This is a genomic window from Staphylococcus condimenti, from assembly GCF_001618885.1.
Taxonomy (GTDB): Bacteria; Bacillota; Bacilli; order Staphylococcales; family Staphylococcaceae; genus Staphylococcus; species Staphylococcus condimenti.
On sequence record NZ_CP015114.1, the window covers coordinates 2388058 to 2414435 of the forward strand.

The 26378-nt window shown below is 34.7% G+C and carries 31 protein-coding genes and 1 pseudogene; 22 read left to right on the top strand and 10 right to left on the bottom strand.

The features are described from left to right. Positions 1-102 precede the first annotated feature (102 nt). Positions 103-450 carry a transcriptional regulator, SarA/Rot family gene (locus A4G25_RS11350; protein ID WP_047130877.1) on the bottom strand — a complete coding sequence of 116 codons (348 nt, stop codon included), beginning with the start codon at positions 448-450 and terminating at the stop codon, positions 103-105. 463 nt (positions 451-913) lie between these two features. Here A4G25_RS11350 and A4G25_RS12895 point away from each other — a divergent pair. After that, positions 914-1084, top strand: a pseudogene (locus A4G25_RS12895) (response regulator transcription factor); the annotation flags it as partial. Between the two features lie 54 nt (positions 1085-1138). Here A4G25_RS12895 and A4G25_RS11355 read toward each other — a convergent pair. Both A4G25_RS11355 and A4G25_RS11360 read right to left on the bottom strand, forming a co-directional pair. Next, the gene (locus A4G25_RS11355) at positions 1139-2284 is read right to left on the bottom strand and encodes an MFS transporter (protein ID WP_047130878.1); all 1146 of its coding nucleotides are present in this window, start codon (positions 2282-2284) and stop codon (positions 1139-1141) included. A gap of 64 nt (positions 2285-2348) precedes the next feature. Further along, the gene (locus A4G25_RS11360; RefSeq protein WP_047130876.1) at positions 2349-2765 is read right to left on the bottom strand and encodes a MarR family winged helix-turn-helix transcriptional regulator; all 417 of its coding nucleotides are present in this window, start codon (positions 2763-2765) and stop codon (positions 2349-2351) included. A 269-nt stretch (positions 2766-3034) separates the two neighbouring features. On the opposite strand from A4G25_RS11360, the gene A4G25_RS11365 reads away from it, so the two are divergent. Beyond that, complete coding sequence (locus tag A4G25_RS11365; RefSeq protein WP_047130875.1) at positions 3035-3790, top strand: VOC family protein; 756 nt, start codon at positions 3035-3037, stop codon at positions 3788-3790. On the opposite strand, the gene A4G25_RS11370 is transcribed toward A4G25_RS11365, so the two are convergent. Further along, a complete protein-coding gene (locus A4G25_RS11370) occupies positions 3787-4038 on the bottom strand; it encodes a hypothetical protein (RefSeq protein WP_047130874.1) in 252 nt (83 codons plus the stop codon). The two genes, A4G25_RS11365 and A4G25_RS11370, sit on opposite strands and share 4 nt — an antisense overlap. 121 nt (positions 4039-4159) lie before the next feature. On the opposite strand from A4G25_RS11370, the gene A4G25_RS11375 reads away from it, so the two are divergent. The 4 genes from A4G25_RS11375 (at position 4160) to A4G25_RS11390 (ending at position 11304) form a co-directional block, all read left to right on the top strand. Beyond that, entirely contained in the window at positions 4160-5410 is a 1251-nt protein-coding gene (locus A4G25_RS11375) for a lipid II:glycine glycyltransferase FemX (protein ID WP_047130873.1), read from the top strand. Positions 5411-5556: 146 nt separating this feature from the next. Then, on the top strand, positions 5557-8715 hold the full coding sequence (locus A4G25_RS11380; RefSeq protein ID WP_047130872.1) for an efflux RND transporter permease subunit: 3159 nt from the start codon (positions 5557-5559) through the stop codon (positions 8713-8715). A gap of 230 nt (positions 8716-8945) precedes the next feature. Then, positions 8946-10124: a hypothetical protein gene (locus tag A4G25_RS11385; protein WP_047130871.1), complete on the top strand. Its 1179-nt coding sequence runs from the start codon at positions 8946-8948 to the stop codon at positions 10122-10124. Positions 10125-10143: 19 nt separating this feature from the next. Further along, positions 10144-11304 (top strand): metal-dependent hydrolase family protein, encoded by a 1161-nt coding sequence (locus A4G25_RS11390; protein ID WP_047130870.1) that lies wholly within the window; start codon positions 10144-10146, stop codon positions 11302-11304. 39 nt (positions 11305-11343) lie between these two features. Here the strand turns inward: A4G25_RS11390 and mspA are convergent, their stop codons facing one another. After that, a complete protein-coding gene (mspA, locus tag A4G25_RS11395; RefSeq protein ID WP_047130869.1) occupies positions 11344-11661 on the bottom strand; it encodes a membrane stabilizing protein MspA in 318 nt (105 codons plus the stop codon). A 64-nt stretch (positions 11662-11725) separates the two neighbouring features. Next, positions 11726-11896, bottom strand: coding sequence for an SE1832 family protein (locus A4G25_RS13115; RefSeq protein ID WP_095104008.1), 171 nt, complete (start codon positions 11894-11896; stop codon positions 11726-11728). A 122-nt stretch (positions 11897-12018) separates the two neighbouring features. Between A4G25_RS13115 and A4G25_RS11400 the strand changes: the two genes are divergently transcribed. After that, on the top strand, positions 12019-12927 hold the full coding sequence (locus A4G25_RS11400) for an AEC family transporter (RefSeq protein WP_047130868.1): 909 nt from the start codon (positions 12019-12021) through the stop codon (positions 12925-12927). 96 nt (positions 12928-13023) lie between these two features. Here the strand turns inward: A4G25_RS11400 and A4G25_RS11405 are convergent, their stop codons facing one another. The 3 genes from A4G25_RS11405 to A4G25_RS11415 all read right to left on the bottom strand — a co-directional run bounded on the left by A4G25_RS11405 (position 13024) and on the right by A4G25_RS11415 (position 15700). Further along, complete coding sequence (locus A4G25_RS11405; RefSeq protein WP_047130867.1) at positions 13024-13815, bottom strand: glucose 1-dehydrogenase; 792 nt, start codon at positions 13813-13815, stop codon at positions 13024-13026. A gap of 42 nt (positions 13816-13857) precedes the next feature. Next, a complete protein-coding gene (locus A4G25_RS11410; RefSeq protein ID WP_047130866.1) occupies positions 13858-14712 on the bottom strand; it encodes a GRP family sugar transporter in 855 nt (284 codons plus the stop codon). A 124-nt stretch (positions 14713-14836) separates the two neighbouring features. Further along, complete coding sequence (locus tag A4G25_RS11415) at positions 14837-15700, bottom strand: GNAT family N-acetyltransferase (protein ID WP_047130865.1); 864 nt, start codon at positions 15698-15700, stop codon at positions 14837-14839. Positions 15701-15847: 147 nt separating this feature from the next. Between A4G25_RS11415 and A4G25_RS11420 the strand changes: the two genes are divergently transcribed. From A4G25_RS11420 to A4G25_RS11430, 3 genes are all read left to right on the top strand, one after another. Continuing rightward, positions 15848-17977 (top strand): DNA topoisomerase III, encoded by a 2130-nt coding sequence (locus tag A4G25_RS11420; RefSeq protein WP_047130864.1) that lies wholly within the window; start codon positions 15848-15850, stop codon positions 17975-17977. 208 nt (positions 17978-18185) lie between these two features. Continuing rightward, positions 18186-19520 carry an NCS2 family permease gene (locus tag A4G25_RS11425; RefSeq protein ID WP_047130863.1) on the top strand — a complete coding sequence of 445 codons (1335 nt, stop codon included), beginning with the start codon at positions 18186-18188 and terminating at the stop codon, positions 19518-19520. Positions 19521-19610: 90 nt separating this feature from the next. Then, positions 19611-20036 (top strand): GNAT family N-acetyltransferase, encoded by a 426-nt coding sequence (locus tag A4G25_RS11430; RefSeq protein ID WP_047130862.1) that lies wholly within the window; start codon positions 19611-19613, stop codon positions 20034-20036. An 81-nt stretch (positions 20037-20117) separates the two neighbouring features. On the opposite strand, the gene A4G25_RS11435 is transcribed toward A4G25_RS11430, so the two are convergent. Further along, complete coding sequence (locus A4G25_RS11435) at positions 20118-20504, bottom strand: hypothetical protein (RefSeq protein WP_047130861.1); 387 nt, start codon at positions 20502-20504, stop codon at positions 20118-20120. 339 nt (positions 20505-20843) lie between these two features. Between A4G25_RS11435 and rpsJ the strand changes: the two genes are divergently transcribed. The 12 genes from rpsJ (at position 20844) to rplN (ending at position 26366) form a co-directional block, all read left to right on the top strand. Next, positions 20844-21152, top strand: a complete 309-nt coding sequence (rpsJ, locus tag A4G25_RS11440; protein WP_015900978.1) for a 30S ribosomal protein S10 — start codon at positions 20844-20846, stop codon at positions 21150-21152. Between the two features lie 27 nt (positions 21153-21179). After that, positions 21180-21842, top strand: coding sequence for a 50S ribosomal protein L3 (rplC, locus tag A4G25_RS11445; RefSeq protein WP_047130860.1), 663 nt, complete (start codon positions 21180-21182; stop codon positions 21840-21842). A gap of 28 nt (positions 21843-21870) precedes the next feature. Beyond that, positions 21871-22494: a 50S ribosomal protein L4 gene (rplD, locus tag A4G25_RS11450; protein ID WP_015900976.1), complete on the top strand. Its 624-nt coding sequence runs from the start codon at positions 21871-21873 to the stop codon at positions 22492-22494. Next, on the top strand, positions 22494-22769 hold the full coding sequence (gene rplW / locus A4G25_RS11455) for a 50S ribosomal protein L23 (protein WP_047130859.1): 276 nt from the start codon (positions 22494-22496) through the stop codon (positions 22767-22769). The genes rplD and rplW overlap by 1 nt, the downstream gene beginning before the upstream one ends. Before the next feature lie 34 nt (positions 22770-22803). Beyond that, positions 22804-23637: a 50S ribosomal protein L2 gene (gene rplB, locus A4G25_RS11460; RefSeq protein WP_015900974.1), complete on the top strand. Its 834-nt coding sequence runs from the start codon at positions 22804-22806 to the stop codon at positions 23635-23637. 64 nt (positions 23638-23701) lie between these two features. Next, positions 23702-23980: a 30S ribosomal protein S19 gene (gene rpsS, locus A4G25_RS11465; RefSeq protein WP_015900973.1), complete on the top strand. Its 279-nt coding sequence runs from the start codon at positions 23702-23704 to the stop codon at positions 23978-23980. Between the two features lie 32 nt (positions 23981-24012). Next, positions 24013-24366, top strand: coding sequence for a 50S ribosomal protein L22 (rplV, locus tag A4G25_RS11470; protein ID WP_015900972.1), 354 nt, complete (start codon positions 24013-24015; stop codon positions 24364-24366). A gap of 23 nt (positions 24367-24389) precedes the next feature. Further along, entirely contained in the window at positions 24390-25043 is a 654-nt protein-coding gene (gene rpsC, locus A4G25_RS11475; protein WP_047130858.1) for a 30S ribosomal protein S3, read from the top strand. A 2-nt stretch (positions 25044-25045) separates the two neighbouring features. Then, complete coding sequence (gene rplP / locus A4G25_RS11480; protein WP_015900970.1) at positions 25046-25480, top strand: 50S ribosomal protein L16; 435 nt, start codon at positions 25046-25048, stop codon at positions 25478-25480. Next, positions 25470-25679 (top strand): 50S ribosomal protein L29, encoded by a 210-nt coding sequence (rpmC, locus tag A4G25_RS11485; protein ID WP_000644737.1) that lies wholly within the window; start codon positions 25470-25472, stop codon positions 25677-25679. Before rplP ends, rpmC begins: the two co-directional genes overlap by 11 nt. A 25-nt stretch (positions 25680-25704) precedes the next feature. Then, positions 25705-25968, top strand: coding sequence for a 30S ribosomal protein S17 (gene rpsQ / locus A4G25_RS11490; protein WP_002432741.1), 264 nt, complete (start codon positions 25705-25707; stop codon positions 25966-25968). Between the two features lie 29 nt (positions 25969-25997). Beyond that, on the top strand, positions 25998-26366 hold the full coding sequence (gene rplN, locus A4G25_RS11495) for a 50S ribosomal protein L14 (RefSeq protein WP_015900969.1): 369 nt from the start codon (positions 25998-26000) through the stop codon (positions 26364-26366). Positions 26367-26378 lie beyond the last annotated feature (12 nt).

Consider the following 26378-nt stretch of genomic DNA (forward strand, 5'->3'; position numbering starts at 1 on the left):
GGGTTTGGTCACTTTAAATTATAGAGATAATTGCGCTATTTTTATATCAAAAAATCGGACGAGTGATTTTCTCACCAGTCCGATTTAGTATAGAACCATTTTTTATGCTGCAATATTAAAATCAATTTGTTTCACAATCGATGACATCAATTGGTGCTGCTTTTCATCTAGTAAATAAAAAACTTGTCGTTCATCTGTTTCAGAACGTTGCTTCGCAATTAAATTTTTTTTGTAAAGTTTACGAATAAGTACGTCTATCTTACTTGTATTCCATTTCATTTCGTAATGCAAAGAATCTCTTAATTCTTTACCACTCATTTTTTCAACGGAATGAATTTTATATAAAATAATAAATTCTTCCATGTTCATTTGATGTGTCGTTTTTAACCAATGTTTGATTTGACTGAGTTGGCATTCTGTAGTAATTAACTGATTTATAGCTTTTGTCATTGCTACTCCTCCTAGTGTTATTCTATGTTGATAAGTGAGCTCATTTTGCATTGTTTACTATTAAATTATATAACGAATGTCATATTAAATCTATTGTTTTTCATTTACTATAAAGTACAAATATAGGTATATAAAACGCTTCGAAACTGCATATCTTCGTTTTTAATAATAATTTTTATGATTGATAATATTAAAGTGCATATAATCTTTCTTGCTTGATGATATCGAATGTTATTAAATAGTAAATTATTAAAAAAGAAGAACAATACATATTTATATGACAAATGTCATATTCGATACATGACAGGTGTGACTTATATTCTTTTATAAATATTTTTAAAATAAAAATAGAAAGTTTGAAGGGGGGTCATGGTGATTAATTTCAATAGAGTTTCTAAATGTTTTAAAGGAGTTCTCGCTGTTGATAATGTATCATTTGGAATTAAAGAAGGGGAAAGTATGACTGATTTTAAAAGAGATTGGTCAAGGTTATTCGAGTAAAGAAATAGCGAGTAAGCTATACTTATCTGATGGCACAGTACGTAATTATACATCGACAGCAATTGATAAGTTAGCAGCGGAAAATCGTTTTGATGCATGGAAAATTGCAGAATCTAAAGGTTGGATATTATAAAAAAAGTGTCTGAAATGCTTGAAGCAGTTCAGGCACTTTTTTGATTTATTAATATTAACTAACAAAATTTTTAACTTTTCGACCATGTAACAGGAAGTATACGATAGCAGTAATAACTGTTAAGATTGCCATCACACCATATAATTGACCATAAGTAATTGATGATGTGAATGCACCTAATAAAGATGGCCCGAAACCAATACCTATATCAATACCAATGAAGTAAGTTGAAGTCGCAAGACCATATTTCTCTGGAGTTGTGACTTTGATTGCAATTGCTTGCATTAATGAAGATAAGTTGCCGTAACCGATACCTAATGCGGCGCCTGCAAGTAATAGTAACCAACCAGAGTGTGCAAAATAGAGCATTACAAAAGTTGCAAATAAGAATATATATGCAGGATAAACCACTATGTTTTCATTCTTGTCATCCATTAAACGACCGGTAATAGGACGTGTAACAAGCGAAGTAAGAGCATAGAAAATAAAGAAATAACTTGAAACAGTTACTAAATCACGCTCTTCTGCAAAGAATTTCAAGAATGTCAAAATAGATGAATAAGTTAAACCAGTAATTAAAATCACAATAGCAATCGGTACTGCATCTAATGCGATAAATTGACTGAGACTAAATCCACTTTTGCCACCAGTTTTAGAAAGCGGAGTTGTTTCAAATTCGATATTGATGAAAAATGAGAGAATCAATGAAACAATACCGAAAACCAGACAAAGTCCGAATAAAACATCTATAGAGAAATGACTTGATAACAACAAGCCGAAGAAAGGACCAATTGCTGTTCCAAGCACTAAACTAAGTGAGAACATGCTGATACCTTCACTTTTTCGTTCTGGAGGTGTGATATAAGCTGCTATTGTTCCGGTAGCTGTTGTAGCTACTGCAGTGGCCACACCATTAATTAAACGTGTAAACATTAAAAAGCCTAGTGAGCCTTCAATAAAGTAAAGTAGCTGTGTAATAATTAAAAATATAAGGCCGATTAATAATGTTTTCTTAGGGCCGATTGCATTGACATATTTTCCTGTGATAAAACGACCGATCAAAGAACCGACAATGAATAAACCTGTTACCAAGCCTGCTAAACTGTCTGAGGCATGGAATTCTGTTTTACTGTAGCCAGCTATGACTACGATTAATAAGTACATACAAAGATATACAAAGAAATTGACTAAGAAATTCATATTAAAACTCTTAGTCCAAATGGGTGCGCGATGTGTTTCTGTCTGTTCCACGCAACATGCCTCCTTATAATATATTTTTTAACTTTTCAAAAGTTTGAACCGCAGCATTTATTTCTTTTTCATTAAGTGCTGCTTGGTCGATAATACTTTCTTGAAAGGCTGTGATCTCATTCATAGCTTCTTGATAAACTTGGAATCCTTTATCGGATAAAGAAAGTAACTTTTCTCTTTTATCTTCTCCTTGTGTAACAATAAGTAATTCTTGCTCAATTAAGACTTTTAAAAGTTTACGTGCAGAGGGTTTTTCAATAGAACGTCGTTTTGAAATCTGAACAAGCGTTGTTTGTTCATGCAAGTAAATATCTTTTAAAACTAGGAACTGGGCAGTATGTAAATCATACTTATCTAAAATAGGTTGAACACGTTTGATGTAGGGTCTATAAAGTTCTGTAAAGCTATTAAACAATTGATTGACATCCACGGTTAGTCACTCCTTTTACAAGATAGCAAGGGGTTGGGACAAAAGTGTCTCAACCCCTTATAGAAAACGAAGTAAACAAGATTTGCAGGGAATTGTTTATTTTACTTCTTCTATATAAATGGTTAGCTTTGCTAACTAATTCACTTTGTCTATTGTAGGATGATTTAGGACATAAATCAAGAGGGTTAGAGAAAATAAATTAGAAACCATTGCGAAAGCATTCTGAAATATAATTTGATAAGATGGAGAAAACTAGAGAGGTGACCGAAATGCAGAATTTAAAATTTGATCACATCATTCATTACATTAAACATATTGATGAATTCCAGTATCCAGGGGAAATTCTTAAAGTTGTTCCGGGTGGTTTGCATAATCGTTATGCAACACATAATAAACTGGCTTATACTGATTTAGCATATATTGAAATTATAGGTGTAAGTGATGAAGAAAAATTAAAAAAAGTGATTAAAACAAATGAAGGCCGTGTATCATTCGTAGCAAAAATTGTACAAGATAATTTTAAACAAGGTTTTAAAGCATTTGCATTACGAACTGATAATATTGAAAAATTAAAAACAGAACTCGAAGCAAAAGGTGTAGATACAGTGGGACCTCTTCAAATGGGGCGTGAAAATAAAAGAGGAGAACAAACTTCTTGGCAATTACTTTATTTAAACCAGCCCAATAGTGATTTGAAACCGCCATTCTTTATTCAATGGTCGAAGTCAGAAGAAGAAAGGGAAGAATCATTAAAAAGTAAATTCCAGCCTGAATTCGAAATAAAAGCCATTGAAGTTCACACAACTAATAAAAATCAAGTGGTGAATCAATGGCGTGATTGGTTTGATATGGAGGTCAAATCATCTGATGAAGATGTTACAATTTTATCATTACCGAATGAAAAAATTGAGTTCAGAATTCGTAAAGCTCGTAAAAATGGGTATGATATTGTAATTCAGGATAAAGAAACAGATGCGCCTTATAATATTACGACGCGTGGAGCTGAATATCATTTTGTTCCTTAATAAATATAGTGATACACTTCACTAGCAATAACAGAAACATGTATAAGCGCTACTACAAATAAACCAATTGAAAATAATAAGTCAGTTCTGGTTTTGCGGAGCAGCATTAGATAAAATGAAATAATTGTAGAAAAGCCTACAAAAATAACACGTAAACTCAGATAAGAAACACCTGGTTGTACACTTAATGTGATACAGATTGCGATGATATTTAGAATAATCATGACAATTAAAAATATATTTCTCATTCTTCTCACCTCTAAATCATTTGTAGTTTTGTTTTGATTTCGTGAGATTACGAAATGAAAGTTACTTACTTTCATTGTATAATAAGAATTACTGTAAGGAAAATAAAGGAGAGCGTATAGTATGGAAAAGATGAATATCACTAACCAAGAACATGATGCATTTGTCAAATCTCATCCGAACGGTGATTTGCTCCAATTAACACAATGGGCAGAAACCAAAAAATTAACTGGATGGTATTCAAAAAGAGTAGCTGTAGGTGAAAATGGAGAAATTAAAGGAGTGGCTCAGCTTTTATTTAAAAAAGTTCCTAAATTGCCATATACCCTATGCTATGTATCAAGAGGATTTGTAGCAGACTACAATGACAAAGCAGTCTTGGAGGCACTCCTTAAATATACAAAAAAAGTTGCACGACAAGAACGTGCATATGCTATTAAAATCGACCCAGATGTTGAAGTTGACAAAGCAGGGGATACTTTAACCAATCTTAGACAATTAGGTTTTGTGCATAAAGGATTCAAAGAAGGTCTTTCTAAAGATTATATTCAACCACGTATGACAATGATTACTCCGATTGATCAAACAGATGAAGAATTAATTAAAAGCTTTGAACGTCGTAATCGCTCTAAAGTACGTTTAGCATTAAAGCGCGGAACTAAAGTAGAACGTGCAGGACGCGACCAATTGCCTATTTTCGCAGATTTAATGCGTATTACGGGTGAACGTGATGGTTTCTTAACACGTGATATCAGTTATTTCCAAAATGTATATGATGCTTTACATCCTGATGGAGATGCAGAATTGTTCTTAGTTAAATTAGAACCAGAACCTGTATTAAAAGAAATTACGGGTGAAAATAAAGAAGTAGAAGCTGAAATTGAAAAATTAAAACAGAAAAAACAAGATAAGAAAACTTTAAATAAAATTAAAGATGCAGAAGCTAAGATTGCACGTAATCAAAAATTGATTGCGCAGATGGAAGAATTACGCAACCAGCATCCGGAAGGTGTTTATTTATCAGGAGCACTCTTAATGTTCTGTGGTAAAAAATCTTATTACCTATATGGTGCATCATCTAATGATTATCGAGATTTCTTGCCTAACCATCACATGCAATTTGAAATGATGCGTTATGCAAGAGAAAAAGGCGCTACAACTTATGATTTTGGCGGGACTGATAATGATCCGGATAAAGACTCTGAACACTATGGATTGTGGGCCTTCAAAAAAACTTGGGGTACATACCTCAGTGAAAAAGTTGGAGAGTTCGATTACGTCTTAAACAAACCGCTTTATTATATCGTTGAACAAGTAAAACCGCGTTTGACAAAAGCTAAAATAAAAGCTTCACGTAAATTAAAAGGAAAATAATAATCCTGACCGATTAAACTGCCATCTTAATTAAAGGTGGCAGTTATTTTTTATAGTTATTTAAGTTTTTTAAATGAAGTTAGATACAATCTATTATTTTTCATGTAAACTTATGGTTAAGTAGTATGAATACAGGAGGAAAAACAATGATCAACCGCTTGCTGAAATTTTCACTTGGTAATAAGTTCGCTATATTTTTAATGGTTGTATTAGTCATTTTAGGCGGTGTCTATTCTAGTTTGAAGATGCGTCTAGAAATGTTGCCAGATGTTGAAGAACCCATGATTTCAGTCAATACAGTAATGCCTGGTGCAACTCCAGAAACTGTGCAAGATGAAATCAGTGATAAAATTGATAATCAAGTTCGCAGAATGGCTCATGTACATACTGTAAAATCACAATCACTTGAAAATGTTTCAATGGTCCAAGTCAGTTACGATGATGGAACTGATATGGATAAAGCTGAGGAAGAATTGAAAAAAGAAATAGATAAGCTTAAATTAGATGAAAATGCGCAAGAACCTGAACTGACGCGTAACAGTATGAATGCATTTCCAGTCGTGGCTTATTCTTTCTCAACTAAAAATGATGATTTAAAGAAAGCAACGAAAGATATTAAGACACAACTTGTACCTAAACTTGAAACAATAGATGGTGTGCAAAATGTCCAGTTGAATGGTCAGACAGAACGCCAAGCGACCATTAAATTCAGTCAACGTAAATTACAGGAACGTGGTATGAGTGCAAGTGGTGTAGAAGATTATATTAAAGGTGCTTCAGGTAAAACACCGCTTGGTTTATTCCAGTTCGGCAAGAAAGAAAAATCTATTGTAATTGATGGGGAATTCACCTCTGTCGATGCATTGAAAAATTTTGAAATTCCTGTGGATGCAGCTAAGGGAGATAAAGAACAATCTGGAAGCGGCAGTGAATCAGGGCAAAGCGGGTCAGATTCAAGCAGTATGAGTGCTATGGACCAAAATAGTGCATCGCAAGGATCAAGCAGCAGCGAAATTGTTAAATTGAAAGACATCGCTGATGTAAGTGTCGGAGATGAGCGTGAATCGATTTCTAGAACAAATGGAAAAGATGCAATTGATGTTCAGATTATAAAAGCACAAGATGCTAATACTGTACAAGTTAAAAAGGATACTGATCAAAAAATTAAGCAGTTCATTAAAGAAAATAAAGGTATGACATATACAAAAATCATGGATACAGCAAAACCTATCCAAGATTCAATTTATACAATGCTAGAAAAAGCAATTCTAGGTACTATTGTAGCGATTATCATCATCTTATTATTCTTGCGTAATATACGTACAACAGCGATTTCAGTAGTTTCGATTCCAATGTCCTTATTAATTGCCATGATTGCGTTGAAACTTTCGGACGTTTCATTGAATATTTTAACGTTAGGTGCTTTAACAGTAGCAATTGGACGTGTTATCGATGACTCTATTGTAGTTATTGAAAATATTTATCGACGGATGTCAGATAAAGATGAGCCGCTTAAAGGTAATCAATTAGTTGTCAGTGCAACTGCAGAAGTGTTTAAACCAATTATGTCTTCTACTTTAGTAACGATTATCGTTTTCTTACCGCTTGTTTTTGTAGCAGGTTCAGTAGGAGAAATGTTTAGACCGTTTGCACTTGCGATTACTTTCAGCTTACTTGCATCATTACTCGTTTCTATCACAATCGTGCCAGCACTTTCTTCAACATTTTTCAAAAATGGTATTCATGAAAAAAGAAAAAGATCTCTTGGCAGAGTAGGAAGAGATTATAAAAAAGTATTGAAATGGTCTTTAAATCATAAATGGATTGTCTTGATTTTGACAACATTGATTCTAATCGGCAGTATTGCACTTGGTGCTGCTAAAATTGGTACAAGTTATATCTCTACAGGTGAGGATAAGTATATGGCATTAACTTATAATCCTAAACCTGGAGAAACAAAAGAATCAGTTCTGAAAAATGCTGAGCAAGTTCAAAAATACTTAAACAGTAAAGATAAAGTGAAGAAAGTACAATATTCATTAGGTGGCGCTTCACCTATGGATCCAACTGGCAGTACAAATAGTATGGCAGTTATGATTGAATATGATAAAAACACACCGAATTTTGAAGAAGAACCAGATAAAGTATTGAAACATATTGCAACCTTCAAACAAGAGGGAGAATGGAAAAACTTAGATATGGGTACTGGTGCTGGCAATAACTCAATCGAAGTTAAAGTATCTGGTCCATCTGCAGAGGCCATTAAAGGTACTGTGAAGAAAATTCAAAATGAAATGAAAGATACAAAAGGTATTGTGAATGTAAAATCTGACTTGTCAGAAGTTTATCAGCAATATAGTGTAGATGTTGATCAAAACAAAGCTACAGAAAAAGGGTTGTCAGCAGGACAGCTTGCAATGGGACTGAACCAAAATATCCCAGAAGATACAATTACAACAATTAACGAAAAAGGTCATAAAGTCGACGTCAAAGTAGAAAAAGAAAAACAAACGAACTGGACAAAAGAAAAATTAAACAACTTAGAGATCCCGTCACCAACTGGAAAAGTTAAACTTAAAGATATTGCGACGTTGAAAGAAACTAAAACGCCAAGTAAGTTAATTAAAGAAGATGGAGATTATACAACAACAGTAACAGGTACGATTAACGATAAAGATGTTGGCGGTATCTCGCAAAAAGTGATGTCTAAGACAAATAAAATTGATAAACCTGATAATGTAAAAATTAATACAGGCGGCGCAACAGATGATATTCAAAAAGCATTGACTCAGTTGTCTATGGCAATGGGTGCTGCAGTTATTATCGTTTATCTTGTATTAGTATTAACTTTCAAAGGCGGACTTGCACCATTTACAATATTATTCTCTTTACCATACACAGTGATTGGTGTTGTATTGGCATTAGTGATTACTGGAGAGACACTTTCAGTTCCGAGTATGATTGGATTATTGATGTTAATAGGTATTGTTGTAACCAATGCTATTGTGTTGGTGGATAGAGTTATTAATAATGAACGAGAAGGTATGGAAATGAAAGAAGCGTTGATTGAAGCAGGCGGCACGAGAATAAGACCAATCTTGATGACAGCTTTAGCTACAATCGGTGCACTTGTCCCTCTTCTATTCGGACAAGACAGCTCAATCTTAATTTCTAAAGGTTTGGCAGCAACTGTAATAGGTGGTTTGATTTCATCAACATTATTAACTTTAATAGTTGTTCCAGTCATCTATGAAATTCTATTCACCTTAAAAAATAAACTTGCACGTTTATTTAATAGAAATTAAAAACGAATCATTATAAACGCATCCTCAACCGAAAGTTGAAGGATGCGTTTTTCTTATGTAATACAAATTAAAGTTTAAGTTTCTGTTTAATAAAAATACACTTACAGAGAAAAAGCACTAAAATATCGCTTATTTATTCATAATATTTAGAAAATTATAAAAAACACCTTCACATTAGTAAAACTAAGTTCTATAATGTGTTGTATTCTTTGTAATGATGGGGGCAGCAGATGGAGCTAATATTATACTTTTTAATTGTAATGATTTTTTTATTTTTAGGAGAATGGATTTCAAGTTTATCGAAAGCTTACATACCATCCGTATTTGTGACGGCAGTGTTGTTTGTTATTGGGTTTTGGACAATACTACCTAAAGATATTGTGACAAAAGCCAATTTCGGACCCAATTTTGCTGCTATCTGTATACCTTTACTATTGGTTCACTTAGGTACTATGATGGATTTACAACAACTGTTATCTCAATGGAAAGCAGTTGTAGTAGCGTTGGCGGGTACTTTGGGAACGATGGTACTTACTTTAACGATTGGTACTTTTATATTTGATTGGCATACAGTCGTTGCTGCGGTACCTCCGTTAACAGGAGGTATTGTATCAGTAGCATTAATGAGTGATGGTTTGAAAACTGCAGGTTTGACGACACTAGTAGCAATCCCCGTAGCTATGTTTATTACCCATAGCGTCATAGGTTATCCTTTAACTTCATTCATGTTGAAGAAAGAAGGAGAAAGATTGCTGAAGCATCCAGATATTAAAAACGATGATAACAGTAATTATGAGTATAATCCGCAAGTGGTCGAACAAAAGAAGAAAAGAAAACCAATCATTAATGAAAAATATCAAACAGCTGCTTTCTTATTAGCGAAAACTGGAGCTGTAGCTTTGCTTGCAATTTTGATAGCGAAGTTTACGAACGATATTATAAATTCTAATGTCATTGCTTTGATATTAGGCGTTATATTTCATCAATTAGGATTTTTAGAAAAACAAATATTAGTAAAAGCTAAAGTATTCAATTGGTTGATGTATGGTTTGTTAGCCTATGTATTTTCTCAATTGAGTTCGACAACTCCTAAAGTTCTAAGTGGTATTTTAATCCAAATTATCGTATTGATTATTTTGGGAATAATAGGCATGTATATCACATCATCAATACTTGCTAAACCATTTAAAATGAGTAGACCTATGGCATTTGCGACTTCTTTAACAGCATTATTCGGTTTTCCGGCTGACTACATTGTTACAAATGAGGTAGTTTCAAATCTTACTAGTAATGAAAAGGAACGTAATTATTTGCTGGATAATATGCTGCCTAAAATGTTAGTAGGCGGGTTTGCAACAGTATCAGTAGCTTCAATAATTATTACTACTTTATTCATTAAATTACTGTAGATAAAGAAAGGGGATAAAAATGGTTAATATTTTATTTGAAAATGCAACATTATTTGATGGGGAAAAGTTTGTATCTAACTCGCAATTCGGTGTAGATACAAAAAGTGGAAAAGTTATAAATACAAACAATAATTTTGATGAGAAAATAAATTTGAAGAACAAATATGTTATACCAGGTTTGATTAATGCTCACACACATATCGTGGCTGATCATACAGGGAAAATAAATCAGTTAGGATCACCTGATAATACAGCAGTTAAATCAACATATCTAGCATTGAAAAATTTAAATGATTTATTAAAAGACGGCGTTACTTATATTAGGGACGTTGGATCTATCTTTGATATTGATATCGAATTATCTAAATTAGAGAAAGTCGGGGAACTGGTAGCGCCAGGAATAATTGCTTCTGGCAGTCCATTAACGATGACAGGAGGACATTTCAGTGAAGGCAGCTATGAAGTTGATGGAAAAGATGAAGTTAGAAAGTATGCAAGAAAACTTTTAAAAAAAGGCGTAGATAATATTAAGTTAATGGCATCTGGAGGTGTTTCATTTAGCGGTGAAACACCTCACGATGTTCAGTTGGATGAAGAAGAATTAAGAGCTGCAGTCGTTGAAGCGCACCGTAAAGGAAGAACTGCTTGTGCGCATGCTCAAGGAACAGAAGCAATTCAAAATGCAATTAGAGCAGGTGTAGATTCTGTAGAACATGCAGTATTTTTAGATGATGAAACAGTTCAAATGTTTATTGAAAGTGATACGTATATCGTTCCTACGTTAGCAGCACCGTGGGCCATTAATCAGAACACAGAAATTTTGCCCGACTTGGTGGAAAAGTCACTCGCAATTGAAAAGGCACATATGGAAAGTATTGGCAAAGCAGCAAAAGCAGGTGTAAAACTTGCAATGGGTACCGATTCAGGAACAGCGATGAATAATTTTGATAAAAATTCTTCATTTGAACTAGAATTAATGGTTCGTGCGGGTGCCACACCACTTCAAGCACTTCAATCAGCAACTGTAAATGCAGCTGAATTATTAAAAATTGATGATAAAGCAGGTTTGATTGAAGAGAATAAACTAGCTGATTTTATTGTAATAGAAGACAATCCATTAGAGGATATTACTGCCTTGCAAAAAGAAAAGATAGTATATAAAAAAGGAAAATTAGTATAATAAACAAAAGCATCGGCTGTGCAAGCCGATGCTTTATTATTAATATACGACAAGTGTTAAAATAACACTGATTACAAATATAAAAAGTGTCATCATATTGAGAATAGATACACCTTTTTTATCGCCTTTAGAATATTTAAAAGCTGTGATTTCTACGTTGCCGACAAGCATAACGATGACTGCAAATTCCCACCAAGCAACTAGCGGTGCTGATAAATTAGACATCGCAACTACTAAGATCAGCAAAACACCCATTATCATTCTTAAAATGCTAGCATAGATAGTATTCATTTTGAATATGCTGATATAACTCACAAATAGATATAAAACGGGTAATAGTATTAAATATAGTTGCATCTTAAGTTCTTCCTTTCAAAATTCTAAACAGAATCCAACTTAAGGTGCCATTGGGCACGTTAAATTAAGATTGTTGATCTATTTGAGCACGGACGAGTGCAATAGAATTTTCGATTTGCTCGAGTTGTTTAATAAGAGGATCTACCTCTTGACCTGTTGACTCACGTTTTTCCAAATCATCTTGCAAACGTACGTAATCTTGTTTTAATTCTTGTAATTGGCTTTGTAAATCCAAAAGTAACACCACCTTATTGATTTTTATTATCAATAATAATAGTATAGCATGGAAAGTGAAAGATGTAATTGATGAGAAACAAAGGATTATTCTAACATCTAGCGATAGAAAGAAGGATGAGTATGACAGGCAAATTCGTAATAATTGTATTACTGATTGCATTAGGATATTTTTTGAAAAGAGTAAAACTTCTAAAAGAAGATGACAGTCAAGTACTTGCAACACTTGTATTAAATGTCACGTTGCCTGCGTTGGTCATCGTCAATTTAAATAAAGCAGATTTAGATATTTCCTTATCTATTCTGCCTATTATGATGGTCATCTATGGTATTGTCGCAAAAATCATTGCAATCAGTTTCTTTTTAAAATACGACAATGAAATGCGCGGTACCATTGGGATGATGATGGCTTCGTTAAATATTGGTTTATTCGCATATCCGCTCGTACAAGCTATTTGGCCAAAAGAAGGTATGGTATACTTTGGCATGGCTGATATCGGCGGTGCGATTGTAATGTTTGGTATCACATACTTTGTTGGGGGATATTTCAGTAACGGAGATAATACCTTTAACGTTAAGTTTTTATTAATCAATCTTTTAAGATCAGTACCATTAATGACTTATCTCATTATGTTTGGTTTGAATATGAGTAATATCCATATACCTGAAGCAGCTATTAATTTCTTTGATGTATTATCACAAGCCAATATGCCACTGTCAATGATACTTTTAGGTTTAATGCTTAATTTCCGTATTGAACGAAAATATCTGCCGATTGCCTTCAAGTATCTAGTGATTCATTATGGTTTCGGTATTATTGCAGGTATGCTTGTTTATTTCTTCTTGCCAGTATCTGATCAAATGATTAAAACAACATTGATGGTGATTTGGCTACTGCCTATAGGTGTAGCTGTTATTCCATATTCACTGCAATTTAAATATCGTACGATGCCGATTATTGGAATGACCACTAATATGACGATATTAATCAGTATTGTCATACTCTATTTATATCAGTTGTTCTTTGTATAACACCCAAATGCTTTTAAAAAGTATATTAAAAAAAGAGGAGCAAGCACGATAATATTAGAATCGCGCTTGCTCCTTTATTTGTTATATGAAGTAATATTAACCTTTACCACCCATGAATGCAGGATAGTTTGTCATACCACCATCAACATAAATTGTTGTACCATGTACATAGTTGGCTAAATCAGATGCAAGGAACAGTGCAACATTCGAAACATCTTCTGATTTTCCGAGTTCGCGAGCAGGAATCATTTCTAATGTCTCAGCACGTGTTTTAGGATCAGAGAATTTTTCTTCAGTATGTTTTGTTACTATAGCTCCCGGAGAAATATTATTAATACGAACACCAAATTGTGCATATTCCATAGACATTGTTTCCATCATTAACTTCAAGCCGCCTTTACTGGCTGCATAGTTAACGTAATTTGGCCAAGGAATTGTATCATGCACACTTGCAGTATTGATAATTACACCTGGTTTATCTTCTTTACGGAAGTATTTTACAGCTTCACGTGAACCTACAAAAGCACCAGTCAAGTTGATATCGATAGCTTTACTGAATTCTTCAACTGTCATTTCCTCGGAAGGAACAGGTTTTTCATATCCAGCGTTGTTTATCATAATATCTAAAGTACCGAATGTTTTAACAGCCTCTTCAACTAAATGAATGACATCTTCTTCTTTTGATACATCGCCTTGTACAGCGATTGATTCACCGCCAGCTTCAGAAATAAGTGCTTTCATTTCTTCCAAGTCTTCTTTATGACGTTCAGAGCGGTAGTTAATAACCACTTTGGCTTTAGCTTGACCGAAAGCTTCGCAAATCGCACGTCCAATACCGCTTGCGCCTCCTGTAACAACAACTACTTTATTTTCTAAATCTTTAAACATAGAAATGCCTCCCTTTATATATCTGTTCGAACAATTCTTAAATTATGCTTTTAAACCACCGAGAATAAATGCTGCTACTATAATTAAGACAATTCCTGCCCATATACCTATCATCTGACGTTTGTCTTTTTTCTCTTTCAAGATAAAGATACCGCCAAGTGTAGAAACAATTACAAGTAATTGTGAGAATGAGAAACTTGTTGCTACACCGACTTTTGGTTGTGAGAAGAATAAGAATAAGTTACCAATCGCCCAAACCACACCTGGAATAATATTTTTAAGTGTATATTTTTTGGAAGTTTGGTGGTTGGCAGATAGTATGAAACCACCGATTGCCATACCGATAGATTGGAAGAATAACGCATCTAAACCATTCACACTGAAAATTTGAGCAATTACTACATAAACAACATAACCCACAGTTGAAATTAACAATATAGGCATTGCTTTACCAAGAGCTGATTTAGACTCTGCTGTATCTTCTTTACCTTTTAATGAAGTTAATGCAATTCCGGCTACAAGTAATACCATTGAGACAAGTCCTAAAATAACTTGCATCATTGTACTCCATTCGCCTAAGAAAATTGCACTGAATAATGTAGTACCTACCAATTGCATACCAGTAGAAATCGGCATTGTTTTAGAAACTCCGATTAATTGTATTGAACGCAATTGATAGCCTTGTCCAAGTGCCCAGAACGCACCAGAGATTAAACCGACAATAATAACTTTCGGTTCAAAAGAGGCGTGCCCTGTTAAAAGTAATATCACACCCACAATTAATGCACCTAAAGTAGTACCGCGAATTTGGTTGTAGGGACCGCCTCCGACAAGTACATTAATTAGTACAACGCTTCCCCAAAATAGCGCAGGAAGTAAAGCTATAAGTAAATCCATTCAACATCCTTTCCTTTCTATATGTCTTTACCCCTTTGTTATGACAATAATAATAGAGAATAAACAAAAAAGGAAACAAAAAGTTTGCCGGAATAGAGTTATTCTAACGGCAAACTTAAATTGATTATTTTATATATTTGAATTTTTTGCGTTCTGAACGGATATCGAAGCCGAGTTCGCTGAAACGATCCACTAATTTATCGTTTTTACTTCTGATTTTAAAATAGACGCGTTCAATCCCATCATTTTTGAAAGCATAGTTAATTGCATAACTTAACAAGTTAAAAGCAATACCTTCATGACGATAATCAGTGTGTGAAGAGAAGTATCTGATTTCAGCTGAATGTGCTTCTGGATGCATCTGTAAATATAAGTAACCTTTTAAAATGCCTTCACTGACAAAGAAGAAAAGTTGATTGTTTTCATCAATAGAATTTGTAATTTCTGAAGGCGTTAATGCATCTCTTCTGAATATTTTTCGATGCAAGCGATCAAAATGGCTGAAAAAGGCTTTGTGGTATTTGATAATATGTCGTTCTGCTTCATTACTTGTTTCGATGGTATGATCTGTAGATAAATAATAATCTGTAAACGTATAGTGAGCATCAATAATTTTCATTAATGAGTTGTTGTATGTGTCAGATACATCAAATGAAAAGTTGAAATGTGTACCGTCCGGTTGTTGTGCTGCTAATGTTTCAAATAAATCTTTAAACTCTGAAGGATCGGGTACGCCTTTTTTAGCAAGAAATGGACCGACCATTTTATAATGATGAGTATCATAAGCAAAACCGCCTAAGAGCATTTGTATATCATCAGAATCATCGATTAATGCGTAAACACCGGTATCGTGTTGTAATGAAGCAATACCTTGTTCTATAGATACGTTTTTTTCATGCAACTTATATAAATAAGAACAGAACTCGGTATTAGAATGATTAATAAAGTTGCGGATGTCTTGAGAAGAATCAATCTGGATTGTTTTCATAGGGACCTCCTTGGTTTCTTTTATTAACAGCAGCTTTTCTTTTATTATACTTGGTTTCTCGTTTAGATAAAAGAAAATGTACGGAAAACGAGAAGCGAGGAATCGTGTTACAATAGATGTACGATTTTTGAGAAAGGAAACGAAGAAATGAAATCACTAATTTTAGCAGAGAAACCATCTGTTGCCAGAGATATTGCAAATGCATTGAATGTAACGCAACAACGAAACGGCTACTTTGAAAATAATCAATACATTGTGACGTGGGCGTTAGGGCACTTAGTTACGAATGCAACGCCAGAACAATACGATAAGAAATTTAAAACGTGGGACTTAGCAGAATTGCCGATTATTCCTGACCATATGAAAACAGTGGTGATTCCTAAAACCAAAAAGCAATTCAATACTGTTAAATCATTGATGTTAAAAGAGAATGTTAAAGAGATTATTATCGCTACAGATGCAGGAAGAGAAGGAGAGCTTGTTGCACGCTTGATATTAGATAAAGTGCATAATAAAAAACCTATCAAACGCTTATGGATCAGTTCTATCACAGCCAAAGCTATTAGAAATGGGTTTAAGCAGCTTAAAGACGGTAAAGCTTATTTGTCATTATATCGTGCAGCATTAGCGCGCAGTGAAGCGGATTGGATTGTAGGTATAAATGCGACGCGTGCACTCACAACAAAATATGATGCGCAATTATCATTAGGACGTGTTCAAACGCCGACCATTCAACTTGTACAAATGCGACAAGATGAAATTAAGAATTTCCGTCCGACTGAGTATTATACTTTAGAAGCTAAGATTGCAGGTCAAACTTTTAAATTAGCAAGTCAGTATCGTATTAAAGACAAACAGCAATTAGAAAAATTAGTACAACAGTTAAAAGGTAAACAAGCTGAAGTTATAGATATACAGTCTAAACATAAAAAAAAATATCCAGCCAAATTATATAGTTTGACGGATTTACAACAAGATGCATACCAACGTTATCATATGGGAGCAAAGGAAACTTTAAATACTTTGCAGAACTTATATGAACGACATAAATTAGCTACTTATCCACGTACAGATTCAAATTATCTTACTGATGATATGATAGATACATTTAAAGAACGCCTTCAAGCATTACTTGCTACTGAATATAAAGCACAAGTACGTCCTTTGGTAAATCAAAAGTTCAGCACGAAGATGAATATTATTAATAATCAAAAGGTATCAGATCATCATGCAATTATCCCTACTGAAATACGACCTGACATGAATGCATTAAGCCAACGTGAACAAAAATTGTACTTAATGATTGCTGAACGTTTTATCGAAAACTTATTACCACCTTATGAATATGATGCTATCAAAGTGTTGTGTAATATAGATGGAGAGACGTTTGAGTTCCAAGATAAAGTCACTGTTCAACCTGGATTCAAAGCATTAAAATCTGAAGCGGCTGCATCTCAAATGCCGACATTTGATAAAGGTAAAAGCTATACGGTTCAAAATTTTAATGTTCAAACACATGAGACAACACCGCCAGCTTATTTTAATGAAGGTACATTGCTTAAAGCGATGGAAAGCCCGCAAAAATTCTTTGATTTGAAAGATAGTAAGCATTCGCAAACATTGAAACAAACTGGTGGAATCGGTACGGTTGCGACACGAGCAGATATAATTGATAAGTTGTTTAATATGAATGCGATAGAAGCGAGAAGCGGACAAATCCGTGTAACATCAAAAGGGCGTCAGATTCTTGATTTGGCACCACAAGAACTTACATCCCCTTTATTGACTGCTGAATGGGAAGAGAAACTCACACAAATTGAAAAAGGGAAGTATGATTCACGTGCATTTATGAAAGAAATGAAAAATTTCACTAAAGATATTGTGAATGAGATTAAAAACAGCGAACAAAAATATAAACATGATAATCTTACAAGTACAGAATGTCCGACTTGCGGTAAATTCATGATTAGAGTTAAAACTAAAAATGGTCAAATGCTTGTTTGCCAAGATCCTTCTTGTAAAACTAAGAAAAATGTTCAGCGTAAGACAAATGCACGTTGTCCTAATTGCCATAAAAAAATGACATTATTCGGAAAAGGTAAACAAGCAACATATCGTTGTGTATGCGGTCATTCTGAAACACAAGAACAGATGGATCGCCGACATAAAAATAAAGGTAAAAGTAAGGTATCCAAACGTGAAATGAAGAAGTATATGGGTAAAGAAGAATTAGATAATAACCCATTCCAAGATGCATTGAAGAATTTAAAACTTTAATAGTAAGTATGAAATGAACTATGAACACACTGGTTGATAAACTGTATTTTAACGAACAATAGATAATTGAATTTGTTAAAATTATAGGTAAAATTAGTGTGTTTTTAAATTTTCACTTAAAAATGTTTGGTTTTTTCATCAAATAGCATTGTGTTTTCAATAAATTGGTATTAGAATATGAGAGTATTTTAACTAAGGAGCATACATAGTGAAAAAATATTTCCAATTTGATAAGTATCATACGAATTATCGACGTGAGATTTTAGGCGGGTTAACAACATTTTTATCTATGGCATATATTCTAGCTGTTAACCCGCAAGTTTTAAGTTTGGCTGGCGTAAAAGGTATTCCAGAAAGTATGAAGATGGACCAAGGTGCAGTTTTTGTAGCAACAGCGCTTGCAGCATTTGTCGGTTCAGTATTTATGGGACTTGTCGCCAGGTACCCCATAGCCTTAGCACCAGGAATGGGACTTAACGCTTTCTTCGCCTTTACTGTAGTTTTAACAATGGGGATTCCATGGCAGATTGGTTTAACTGGTGTTTTATGTTCAGGTATATTCTTTGCAATATTAACCATGACTGGCTTGAGGGAAACCATTATTAATGCTATACCATATGAAATGAAGATGGCAGTTTCAGCAGGTATTGGTTTGTTTATTACCTTTGTAGGACTACAAGGATCAGGGATTATTGTTAATAATGACTCAACACTTGTAACATTAGGCCACTTAACTGATGGCAAAGTATTGCTAGCTGTTTTCGGTATTATCGTAACAGTAATTCTTTATGCTAAAAAATTACCAGGTGCAATTTTTGTTGGTATGATTTTGACATCGGTAGCAGGTTTGATTACTGGATTAATTCAAATGCCACATGCCATTGTAGGCAAAGTACCAAGCATTGCTCCAACATTTGGTGCAGCATTCGATGCATTTAAAGATCCATCACAACTTTTTACAGTACAATTTTTAATCGTTATACTGACGTTTCTATTTATCGACTTCTTTGATACAGCAGGTACGTTAGTTGCTGTTGCAACTCAAGCAGGTATGATGAAAGATAACAAGTTGCCGCGAGCTGGACGTGCATTGTTCTCAGATTCAATCGCAACAATTATCGGTGCAATCTTTGGTACAACAACGACAACTTCGTATATTGAATCAACTTCAGGTGTTGCTGTTGGTGCACGTACAGGATTTGCTAGTATTGTGACGGGTATCTGTTTCTTGCTTGCGTTATTCTTCAGTCCATTGATGGCTGTTGTAACAAGTGCTGTGACAGCACCTGCATTAATTGTTGTAGGTGTTCTTATGGCAGGAAACTTAGCAGAGATTGATTGGAAAAAGTTTGAATTTGCAGTACCAGCATTTATAACTATTATTATGATGCCGTTATCATATTCTATTGCGACAGGTATTGCGTGCGGATTTATTTTCTATCCTATTACAATGTTGATGTCAAAACGTCAAAAAGAAGTACATCCTATTATGTATGTACTAATGGTTCTATTTATTTTATATTTTGTTTTTGTACATGGCTAAAATATAGAAATTATCGCAAGCTCTTAAGGGGGCTTGCTTTTTTATTTAGAAAAAGAGATAGTCATAATTAAAAGAAATAGGGGGAGAAAAATGAAAATAGTTGAATTACAAAACGAACAGCAAATTCGAGAAGCATTTTTAATTGTGAAACAACTTAGGAAACAATTGGATATTGACGAGTATATGAAGCTTGTTGATTTAGCACGAAAAAAAGAAAATTATAAAATGCTTGGATTAGTAGAAGAAAATGAATTGAGAGCAGTTATTGGATATATGCCGATGATAACTTTATATAGTAAAAAATCAATTTGGGTTTGCGACCTAGTAACAGATGATATACACCGTTCTAAGGGGTACGGCCAGATATTATTAAGTTATGTTGAAGAAAGAGCTGAAAAAGAAGGTTATGAAGGAATTGAATTATCTTCAGGATTAGAAAAAGAAGCAGCTCACCGTTTCTATGAACAAAAAATGGGTTTTAAAAAAGCAAGCTTTCTTTTTAGGAAAAGATTTTAAAAAAACAGCCAAGACTAATTAAGTGATTGAAATACAAAATGTGTAATGCGAATCACAATATAATCTCGACTGCTTTTTTTATTATTTAATTCTACGTCCATTTTCGTCATAAGTGACGCGCGCGTTTTTATCAGGAATATAAATAGGTGTACTAAGTACTACAATTAAGAATAGAATCATCAAAAAGAATAATATCCAATGTGTAACCATTCCGACTACCGGGATAATTGCGACAAGAGATCCAGCAATCGCAACGAGTGGAATAACCAACATAGGACGAATTGAGTTTTGATTATCAAAGGCAAGTATCACAACCATGATAAAATAAATAGCTGCATTGACGAGCAATGGCTGCCATCCTAATGAAACAATGATGGAACCGCCTAAAAAAGGAATACCATAAATTAATTCAGAAATAATCATAATGATACTTAAAATAATTAATGTAGTTCGAATTCCAAATTTCATTTCAATCACCACCTGTCACTTTAAGTATAATCCATTTATATAAGGAATAAAAAAATTTATACATTCCAAAGAGAAAAATTACTCAAAAGGGTTGAAGAGCAGCCGTGTTTAGAGTAGAATATACTAGTATGTGTTAGAGAAAAGTCTGATATAAAAAAAGTTTCGCGAAATGGTTGCAACAGCGACTTTATTCGTGTAACATATCTAATGTTGGACTTTGATTACGCGATGAAGCAAAAGGTTACTGACACACCCGGCCGCTTTGCCATGGCGTTGTGTGAGATAGTTTTTGTGGAGAAGTCTATCACTAAATGTAGACGATAATAAGGAGGGAAAATTATGGCAAAACAAAAAATCAGAATCAGATTAAAAGCTTATGACCACAGAGTAATTGATCAATCAGCAGAAAAAATTGTTGAAACAGCAAAACGTTCTGGTGCAGAAGTTTCTGGACCAATTCCATTGCCAACTGAGAAATCAGTTTATACAATCATTCGTGCGGTGCATAAGTACAAAGATTCACGTGAACAATTCGAACAACGTACACACAAACGTTTAATCGACATTGTAAACCCTACACCAAAAACAGTTGATGCTCTTATGGGCTTAAACTTACCATCAGGTGTAGACATCGAAATCAAATTATAATAGAAAATTTTAGGAGGTGGACTTTCGATGACCAAAGGAATCTTAGGAAGAAAAATCGGGATGACACAAGTATTCGGTGAAAACGGAGACTTAATCCCAGTAACTGTTGTAGAAGCAGGCCAAAACGTAGTATTACAAAAGAAAACTGAAGAGGTAGACGGTTATAACGCTATCCAAGTAGGTTTTGAAGACAAACAAGCATACAAAAAAGACAGCAAGTCAAATAAATATGCAAACAAACCAGCTGAAGGTCACGCTAAAAAAGCGGGCACAGCACCTAAGCGCTTCATTCGTGAATTCAGAAACATTAATGTTGATGAATACGAAGTAGGTCAAGAAGTCTCAGTTGATACATTTGAAGCTGGCGACATCATTGACGTAACTGGAGTATCTAAAGGTAAAGGTTTCCAAGGTAACATTAAACGTCATGGACACGCTCGCGGACCAATGGCTCACGGTTCTCATTTCCATAGAGCACCAGGTTCAGTAGGTATGGCGTCAGATGCATCTAAAGTATTTAAAGGTCACAAAATGCCAGGTCGTATGGGTGGCAACACAGTGACAGTACAAAACTTAGAAGTTGTACAAATCGACGCTGAAAACAACGTTATCTTAGTAAAAGGTAATGTACCTGGTCCTAAAAAAGGATTAGTAGAAATCAAAACTTCAATTAAAAAAGGTAATAAATAATTAATTAACGAAAGGAGGAAAATGCATAATGGCAAATTATGATGTATTAAAAGTAGACGGATCAAAAGCAGGTTCAGTTGAGTTAAGCGATTCAGTATTCGCTATTGAACCAAACAAAGATGTTATTTTTGAAGCAATCAATTTACAACGTGCTTCATTACGCCAAGGTACTCATTCTGTTAAGAATCGTTCAGCAGTACGTGGCGGTGGACGTAAACCATGGAGACAAAAAGGTACAGGACGTGCGCGTCAAGGTACAATCCGTGCTCCACAATGGCGTGGTGGCGGTATCGTATTCGGACCGACTCCAAGAAGCTATTCATACAAAATGCCTAAGAAAATGCGTCGTTTAGCATTACGTTCTGCATTATCTTTCAAAGTGCAAGAAAATGGATTCACTGTTGTTGATGCATTCGGTTTAGAAGCACCAAAAACAAAAGAATTCACTAAAGTATTATCTAATTTAGAATTACCTAAAAAAGTTTTAGTTGTTACTGAATCAGAAGATGTAAATGTTGAATTATCAGCACGTAACATCCCTGGTGTTCAAATTACAACTGTAACAGGATTAAACGTATTAGACATCACTAGCGCTGACAGTGTATTAATTACTGAAGCAGCTGCTAAAAAAGTTGAGGAGGTGCTCGGATAATGGAAGCAAGAGACGTTCTTAAGCGCCCCGTAATCACAGAAAAATCTTCAGAAGCTATGGCTGAAGACAAATATACTTTTGATGTAGATACACGTGCTAACAAAACTCAAGTTAAAATTGCAGTTGAAGAAATTTTCGATGTTAAAGTAGACAAAGTTAATATCATCAACTACAAACCTAAGAAAAAACGTATGGGCCGTTACCAAGGCTATACAAATAAAAGACGTAAAGCAGTAGTAACACTTAAAGAAGGATCAATCGATCTATTCAACTAAAAAATATAAATTACCATTAAGGAGGTAAGCGACAATGGCTCTTAAACATTATAAGCCAATTACAAATGGTCGTCGTAATATGACTTCATTGGATTTCGCTGAAATCACTAAAACGACTCCTGAAAAGTCATTATTACAACCGCTACCGAAAAGAGCGGGACGTAACAACCAAGGTAAATTGACAGTACGCCATCATGGTGGCGGTCATAAACGTCAATACCGTGTAATCGATTTTAAACGTAATAAAGATGGAATCCCAGCTAAAGTTGATTCTATCCAATATGATCCAAACCGTTCAGCTAACATTGCATTGTTAGTATATGCAGATGGTGAGAAACGTTACATCATCGCACCTAAAGGTTTGCAAGTAGGTCAAACAATTGAAAATGGTGAAGAAGCAGATATCAAAACTGGTAATGCTTTACCATTAGCAAATATTCCAGTAGGTACTACAATCCATAACATCGAATTAAAACCAGGTCGCGGCGGACAAATCGCTCGTTCAGCAGGTGCAAGTGCACAAGTACTTGGTAAAGAAGGTAAATACGTATTAGTAAGACTTCGTTCTGGTGAAGTACGTATGATTCTTTCAACTTGCCGTGCAACTGTAGGTCAAGTTGGTAACTTACAACATGAACTTGTTAACGTTGGTAAAGCCGGACGTTCTCGTTGGAAAGGTATTCGCCCAACTGTTCGTGGTTCTGTAATGAACCCTAACGATCACCCACACGGTGGTGGTGAAGGACGCGCTCCAATCGGTCGCCCATCTCCAATGTCACCATGGGGTAAACCAACTCTTGGTAAGAAAACTCGTCGCGGTAAAAAATCATCTGATAAACTTATCGTTCGTGGACGTAAAAGAAAATAATATCAACTTATTTGGGTGTGCGGCTTAAAAGCTGCACGCACATAATAAGAAGGGAGGCGCCAAAATGGCTCGTAGTATTAAAAAAGGACCTTTCGTCGACAACCATTTAATGAAAAAAGTGGAAGCTCAGGAAGGTAATCAGAAAAAAACAGTGATTAAAACTTGGTCACGTCGTTCAACTATTTTCCCTAATTTCATCGGTATCACTTTTGCTGTATACGATGGACGTAAACATGTACCTGTTTATGTAACTGAAGATATGGTTGGTCACAAATTAGGTGAATTTGCTCCAACTCGTACATTTAAAGGACATGCTGTAGACGACAAAAAGACTAGAAGATAAATTACTTTTCATAAGTAGAGGAGGAGAAACAAATGGAAGCAAAAGCGGTTGCTAGAACTATCAGAATCGCACCTCGTAAAGTCAGATTAGTATTAGACTTGATCAGAGGCAAAAACGTTGGTGAAGCTATTGCCATCTTAAAATTAACTAACAAAGCTTCATCACCAGTTGTTGAAAAATTATTGATGTCCGCTTTAGCTAATGCAGAGCACAACTATGACATGAATACAGATGAATTAGTTGTAAAAGAAGCATATGCTAACGAAGGACCAACTTTAAAACGTTTCCGTCCACGTGCTCAAGGACGTGCAAGTGCAATTAACAAACGTACAAGCCACATTACAATTGTCGTAAGTGACGGCAAAGAAGAAGCTAAAGAAGCTTAATAACTTTCTAAGGAGGGAATACTGTGGGTCAAAAAATTAATCCAATCGGACTTCGTGTTGGTATCATCCGTGATTGGGATGCAAAATGGTATGCTGAGAAAGATTTCTCTACATTACTTCACGAAGATTTGAAAATCCGTAAGTTCATTGATAACGAATTAAAAGAAGCATCAGTTTCTAACGTAGAAATCGAACGTGCTGCTAACCGCATCAACATTGCAATCCACACTGGTAAACCAGGTATGGTAATTGGTAAAGGCGGTTCAGAAATTGAAAAACTTCGTAATAAATTAAATAAATTAACAAGCAAACGTGTACACATTAACGTAATCGAAATCAAAAAAGTTGATTTAGATGCTCGTTTAGTTGCTGAGAATATTGCGCGTCAATTAGAAAACCGTGCATCATTCCGTCGTGTACAAAAACAAGCTATTTCAAGAGCTATGAAACTAGGAGCTTTAGGTGTTAAAACTCAAGTTTCAGGTCGTTTAGGCGGAGCTGATATTGCTCGTGCTGAAAGATATTCAGAAGGAACTGTTCCACTTCACACATTACGTGCTGACATTGATTATGCACATGCTGAAGCTGATACAACATACGGTAAACTTGGTGTTAAAGTATGGATCTATCGTGGAGAAGTTCTTCCTACTAAGAATAATAGTGAAGGAGGAAAATAATAATGTTACTACCAAAACGTGTTAAATATCGTCGTCAACATCGTCCAAAAACAACAGGACGTTCTAAAGGCGGTAACTTCGTAACATTCGGTGAGTATGGATTACAAGCTATTACAACTTCTTGGATTACATCTCGTCAAATCGAATCTGCTCGTATTGCGATGACTCGTTATATGAAACGTGGCGGGAAAGTTTGGATCAAAATCTTCCCTCATACACCTTACACTAAAAAACCTTTAGAAGTACGTATGGGTGCTGGTAAAGGTGCGGTTGAAGGTTGGATCGCAGTAGTTAAACCAGGTAGAATCTTATTTGAAGTTGCAGGCGTGTCAGAAGAAGTTGCTCGTGAAGCATTACGTTTAGCAAGTCACAAACTTCCAGTAAAAACTAAGTTTGTAAAACGTGAAGAATTGGGTGGTGAATCAAATGAAAGCTAAGGAAATTAGAGACTTAACCACTTCAGAAATCGAAGAACAAATCAAATCTTCAAAAGAAGAGCTTTTTAACCTACGCTTTCAATTAGCTACAGGACAATTAGAGGAAACTGCACGTATTCGTACAGTTAGAAAAACGATTGCACGTCTAAAAACTGTTGCTCGTGAAAGAGAAATTGAACAAAGTAAGGCTAATCAATAATTAACTGAAAGAGGAGGTTACAAAAGTGAGTGAAAGAAATGATCGTAAAGTATACGTAGGCAGAGTCGTTTCAGACAAAATGGACAAAACAATTACTGTACTAGTAGAAACTTACAAAACTCATAAATTATACGGCAAACGAGTAAAATATTCTAAAAAATATAAAACTCATGATGAAAACAATTCAGCTAAATTAGGAGACATCGTTAAAATTCAAGAAACTCGTCCTTTATCAGCAACAAAACGTTTTCGTTTAGTAGAAATTGTTGAAGAATCAGTAATTATTTAATCAATCGAAAGATAAGGGAGGTTTAATTCATGATCCAACAAGAAACACGCTTGAAAGTAGCAGACAACTCTGGTGCTCGTGAAGTACTTACAATTAAAGTATTAGGCGGATCAGGACGTAAAACAGCGAATATCGGCGACGTAATCGTGTGTACTGTTAAAAATGCTACACCAGGAGGCGTTGTCAAAAAAGGCGAAGTTGTTAAAGCTGTTGTAGTTCGTACTAAATCAGGTGTTCGTCGTAAAGATGGTTCTTACATCAAATTTGATGAAAATGCATGTGTAGTTATCCGTGACGATAAAAGTCCACGTGGAACACGTATCTTCGGACCAGTTGCCCGTGAATTACGTGACAACAACTACATGAAAATTATTTCATTAGCACCAGAAGTACTATAATTAATAATAAAC

Excerpts from the sequence above, each read along its gene's own strand:
- A4G25_RS11430 (WP_047130862.1), top strand. The coding sequence starts at position 19,611 with ATGAAAATAGTTGAATTACAAAACGAACAGCAAATTCGAGAAGCATTT.
- A4G25_RS11405 (WP_047130867.1), bottom strand. The coding sequence starts at position 13,815 with ATGTTTAAAGATTTAGAAAATAAAGTAGTTGTTGTTACAGGAGGCGCA.
- A4G25_RS11390 (WP_047130870.1), top strand. The coding sequence starts at position 10,144 with ATGGTTAATATTTTATTTGAAAATGCAACATTATTTGATGGGGAAAAG.
- A4G25_RS11375 (WP_047130873.1), top strand. The coding sequence starts at position 4,160 with ATGGAAAAGATGAATATCACTAACCAAGAACATGATGCATTTGTCAAA.
- rpmC (WP_000644737.1), top strand. The coding sequence starts at position 25,470 with ATGAAAGCTAAGGAAATTAGAGACTTAACCACTTCAGAAATCGAAGAA.
- A4G25_RS11400 (WP_047130868.1), top strand. The coding sequence starts at position 12,019 with ATGACAGGCAAATTCGTAATAATTGTATTACTGATTGCATTAGGATAT.
- rplN (WP_015900969.1), top strand. The coding sequence starts at position 25,998 with ATGATCCAACAAGAAACACGCTTGAAAGTAGCAGACAACTCTGGTGCT.
- mspA (WP_047130869.1), bottom strand. The coding sequence starts at position 11,661 with ATGCAACTATATTTAATACTATTACCCGTTTTATATCTATTTGTGAGT.
- rpsS (WP_015900973.1), top strand. The coding sequence starts at position 23,702 with ATGGCTCGTAGTATTAAAAAAGGACCTTTCGTCGACAACCATTTAATG.
- A4G25_RS11370 (WP_047130874.1), bottom strand. The coding sequence starts at position 4,038 with ATGAGAAATATATTTTTAATTGTCATGATTATTCTAAATATCATCGCA.
- rplV (WP_015900972.1), top strand. The coding sequence starts at position 24,013 with ATGGAAGCAAAAGCGGTTGCTAGAACTATCAGAATCGCACCTCGTAAA.
- A4G25_RS11410 (WP_047130866.1), bottom strand. The coding sequence starts at position 14,712 with ATGGATTTACTTATAGCTTTACTTCCTGCGCTATTTTGGGGAAGCGTT.
- rplP (WP_015900970.1), top strand. The coding sequence starts at position 25,046 with ATGTTACTACCAAAACGTGTTAAATATCGTCGTCAACATCGTCCAAAA.
- A4G25_RS11355 (WP_047130878.1), bottom strand. The coding sequence starts at position 2,284 with ATGAATTTCTTAGTCAATTTCTTTGTATATCTTTGTATGTACTTATTA.
- rpsJ (WP_015900978.1), top strand. The coding sequence starts at position 20,844 with ATGGCAAAACAAAAAATCAGAATCAGATTAAAAGCTTATGACCACAGA.
- A4G25_RS11435 (WP_047130861.1), bottom strand. The coding sequence starts at position 20,504 with ATGAAATTTGGAATTCGAACTACATTAATTATTTTAAGTATCATTATG.
- rplW (WP_047130859.1), top strand. The coding sequence starts at position 22,494 with ATGGAAGCAAGAGACGTTCTTAAGCGCCCCGTAATCACAGAAAAATCT.
- A4G25_RS11365 (WP_047130875.1), top strand. The coding sequence starts at position 3,035 with ATGCAGAATTTAAAATTTGATCACATCATTCATTACATTAAACATATT.
- A4G25_RS11385 (WP_047130871.1), top strand. The coding sequence starts at position 8,946 with ATGGAGCTAATATTATACTTTTTAATTGTAATGATTTTTTTATTTTTA.
- rplD (WP_015900976.1), top strand. The coding sequence starts at position 21,871 with ATGGCAAATTATGATGTATTAAAAGTAGACGGATCAAAAGCAGGTTCA.
- A4G25_RS11350 (WP_047130877.1), bottom strand. The coding sequence starts at position 450 with ATGACAAAAGCTATAAATCAGTTAATTACTACAGAATGCCAACTCAGT.
- rplB (WP_015900974.1), top strand. The coding sequence starts at position 22,804 with ATGGCTCTTAAACATTATAAGCCAATTACAAATGGTCGTCGTAATATG.
- A4G25_RS11415 (WP_047130865.1), bottom strand. The coding sequence starts at position 15,700 with ATGAAAACAATCCAGATTGATTCTTCTCAAGACATCCGCAACTTTATT.
- A4G25_RS11380 (WP_047130872.1), top strand. The coding sequence starts at position 5,557 with ATGATCAACCGCTTGCTGAAATTTTCACTTGGTAATAAGTTCGCTATA.
- rplC (WP_047130860.1), top strand. The coding sequence starts at position 21,180 with ATGACCAAAGGAATCTTAGGAAGAAAAATCGGGATGACACAAGTATTC.
- A4G25_RS11420 (WP_047130864.1), top strand. The coding sequence starts at position 15,848 with ATGAAATCACTAATTTTAGCAGAGAAACCATCTGTTGCCAGAGATATT.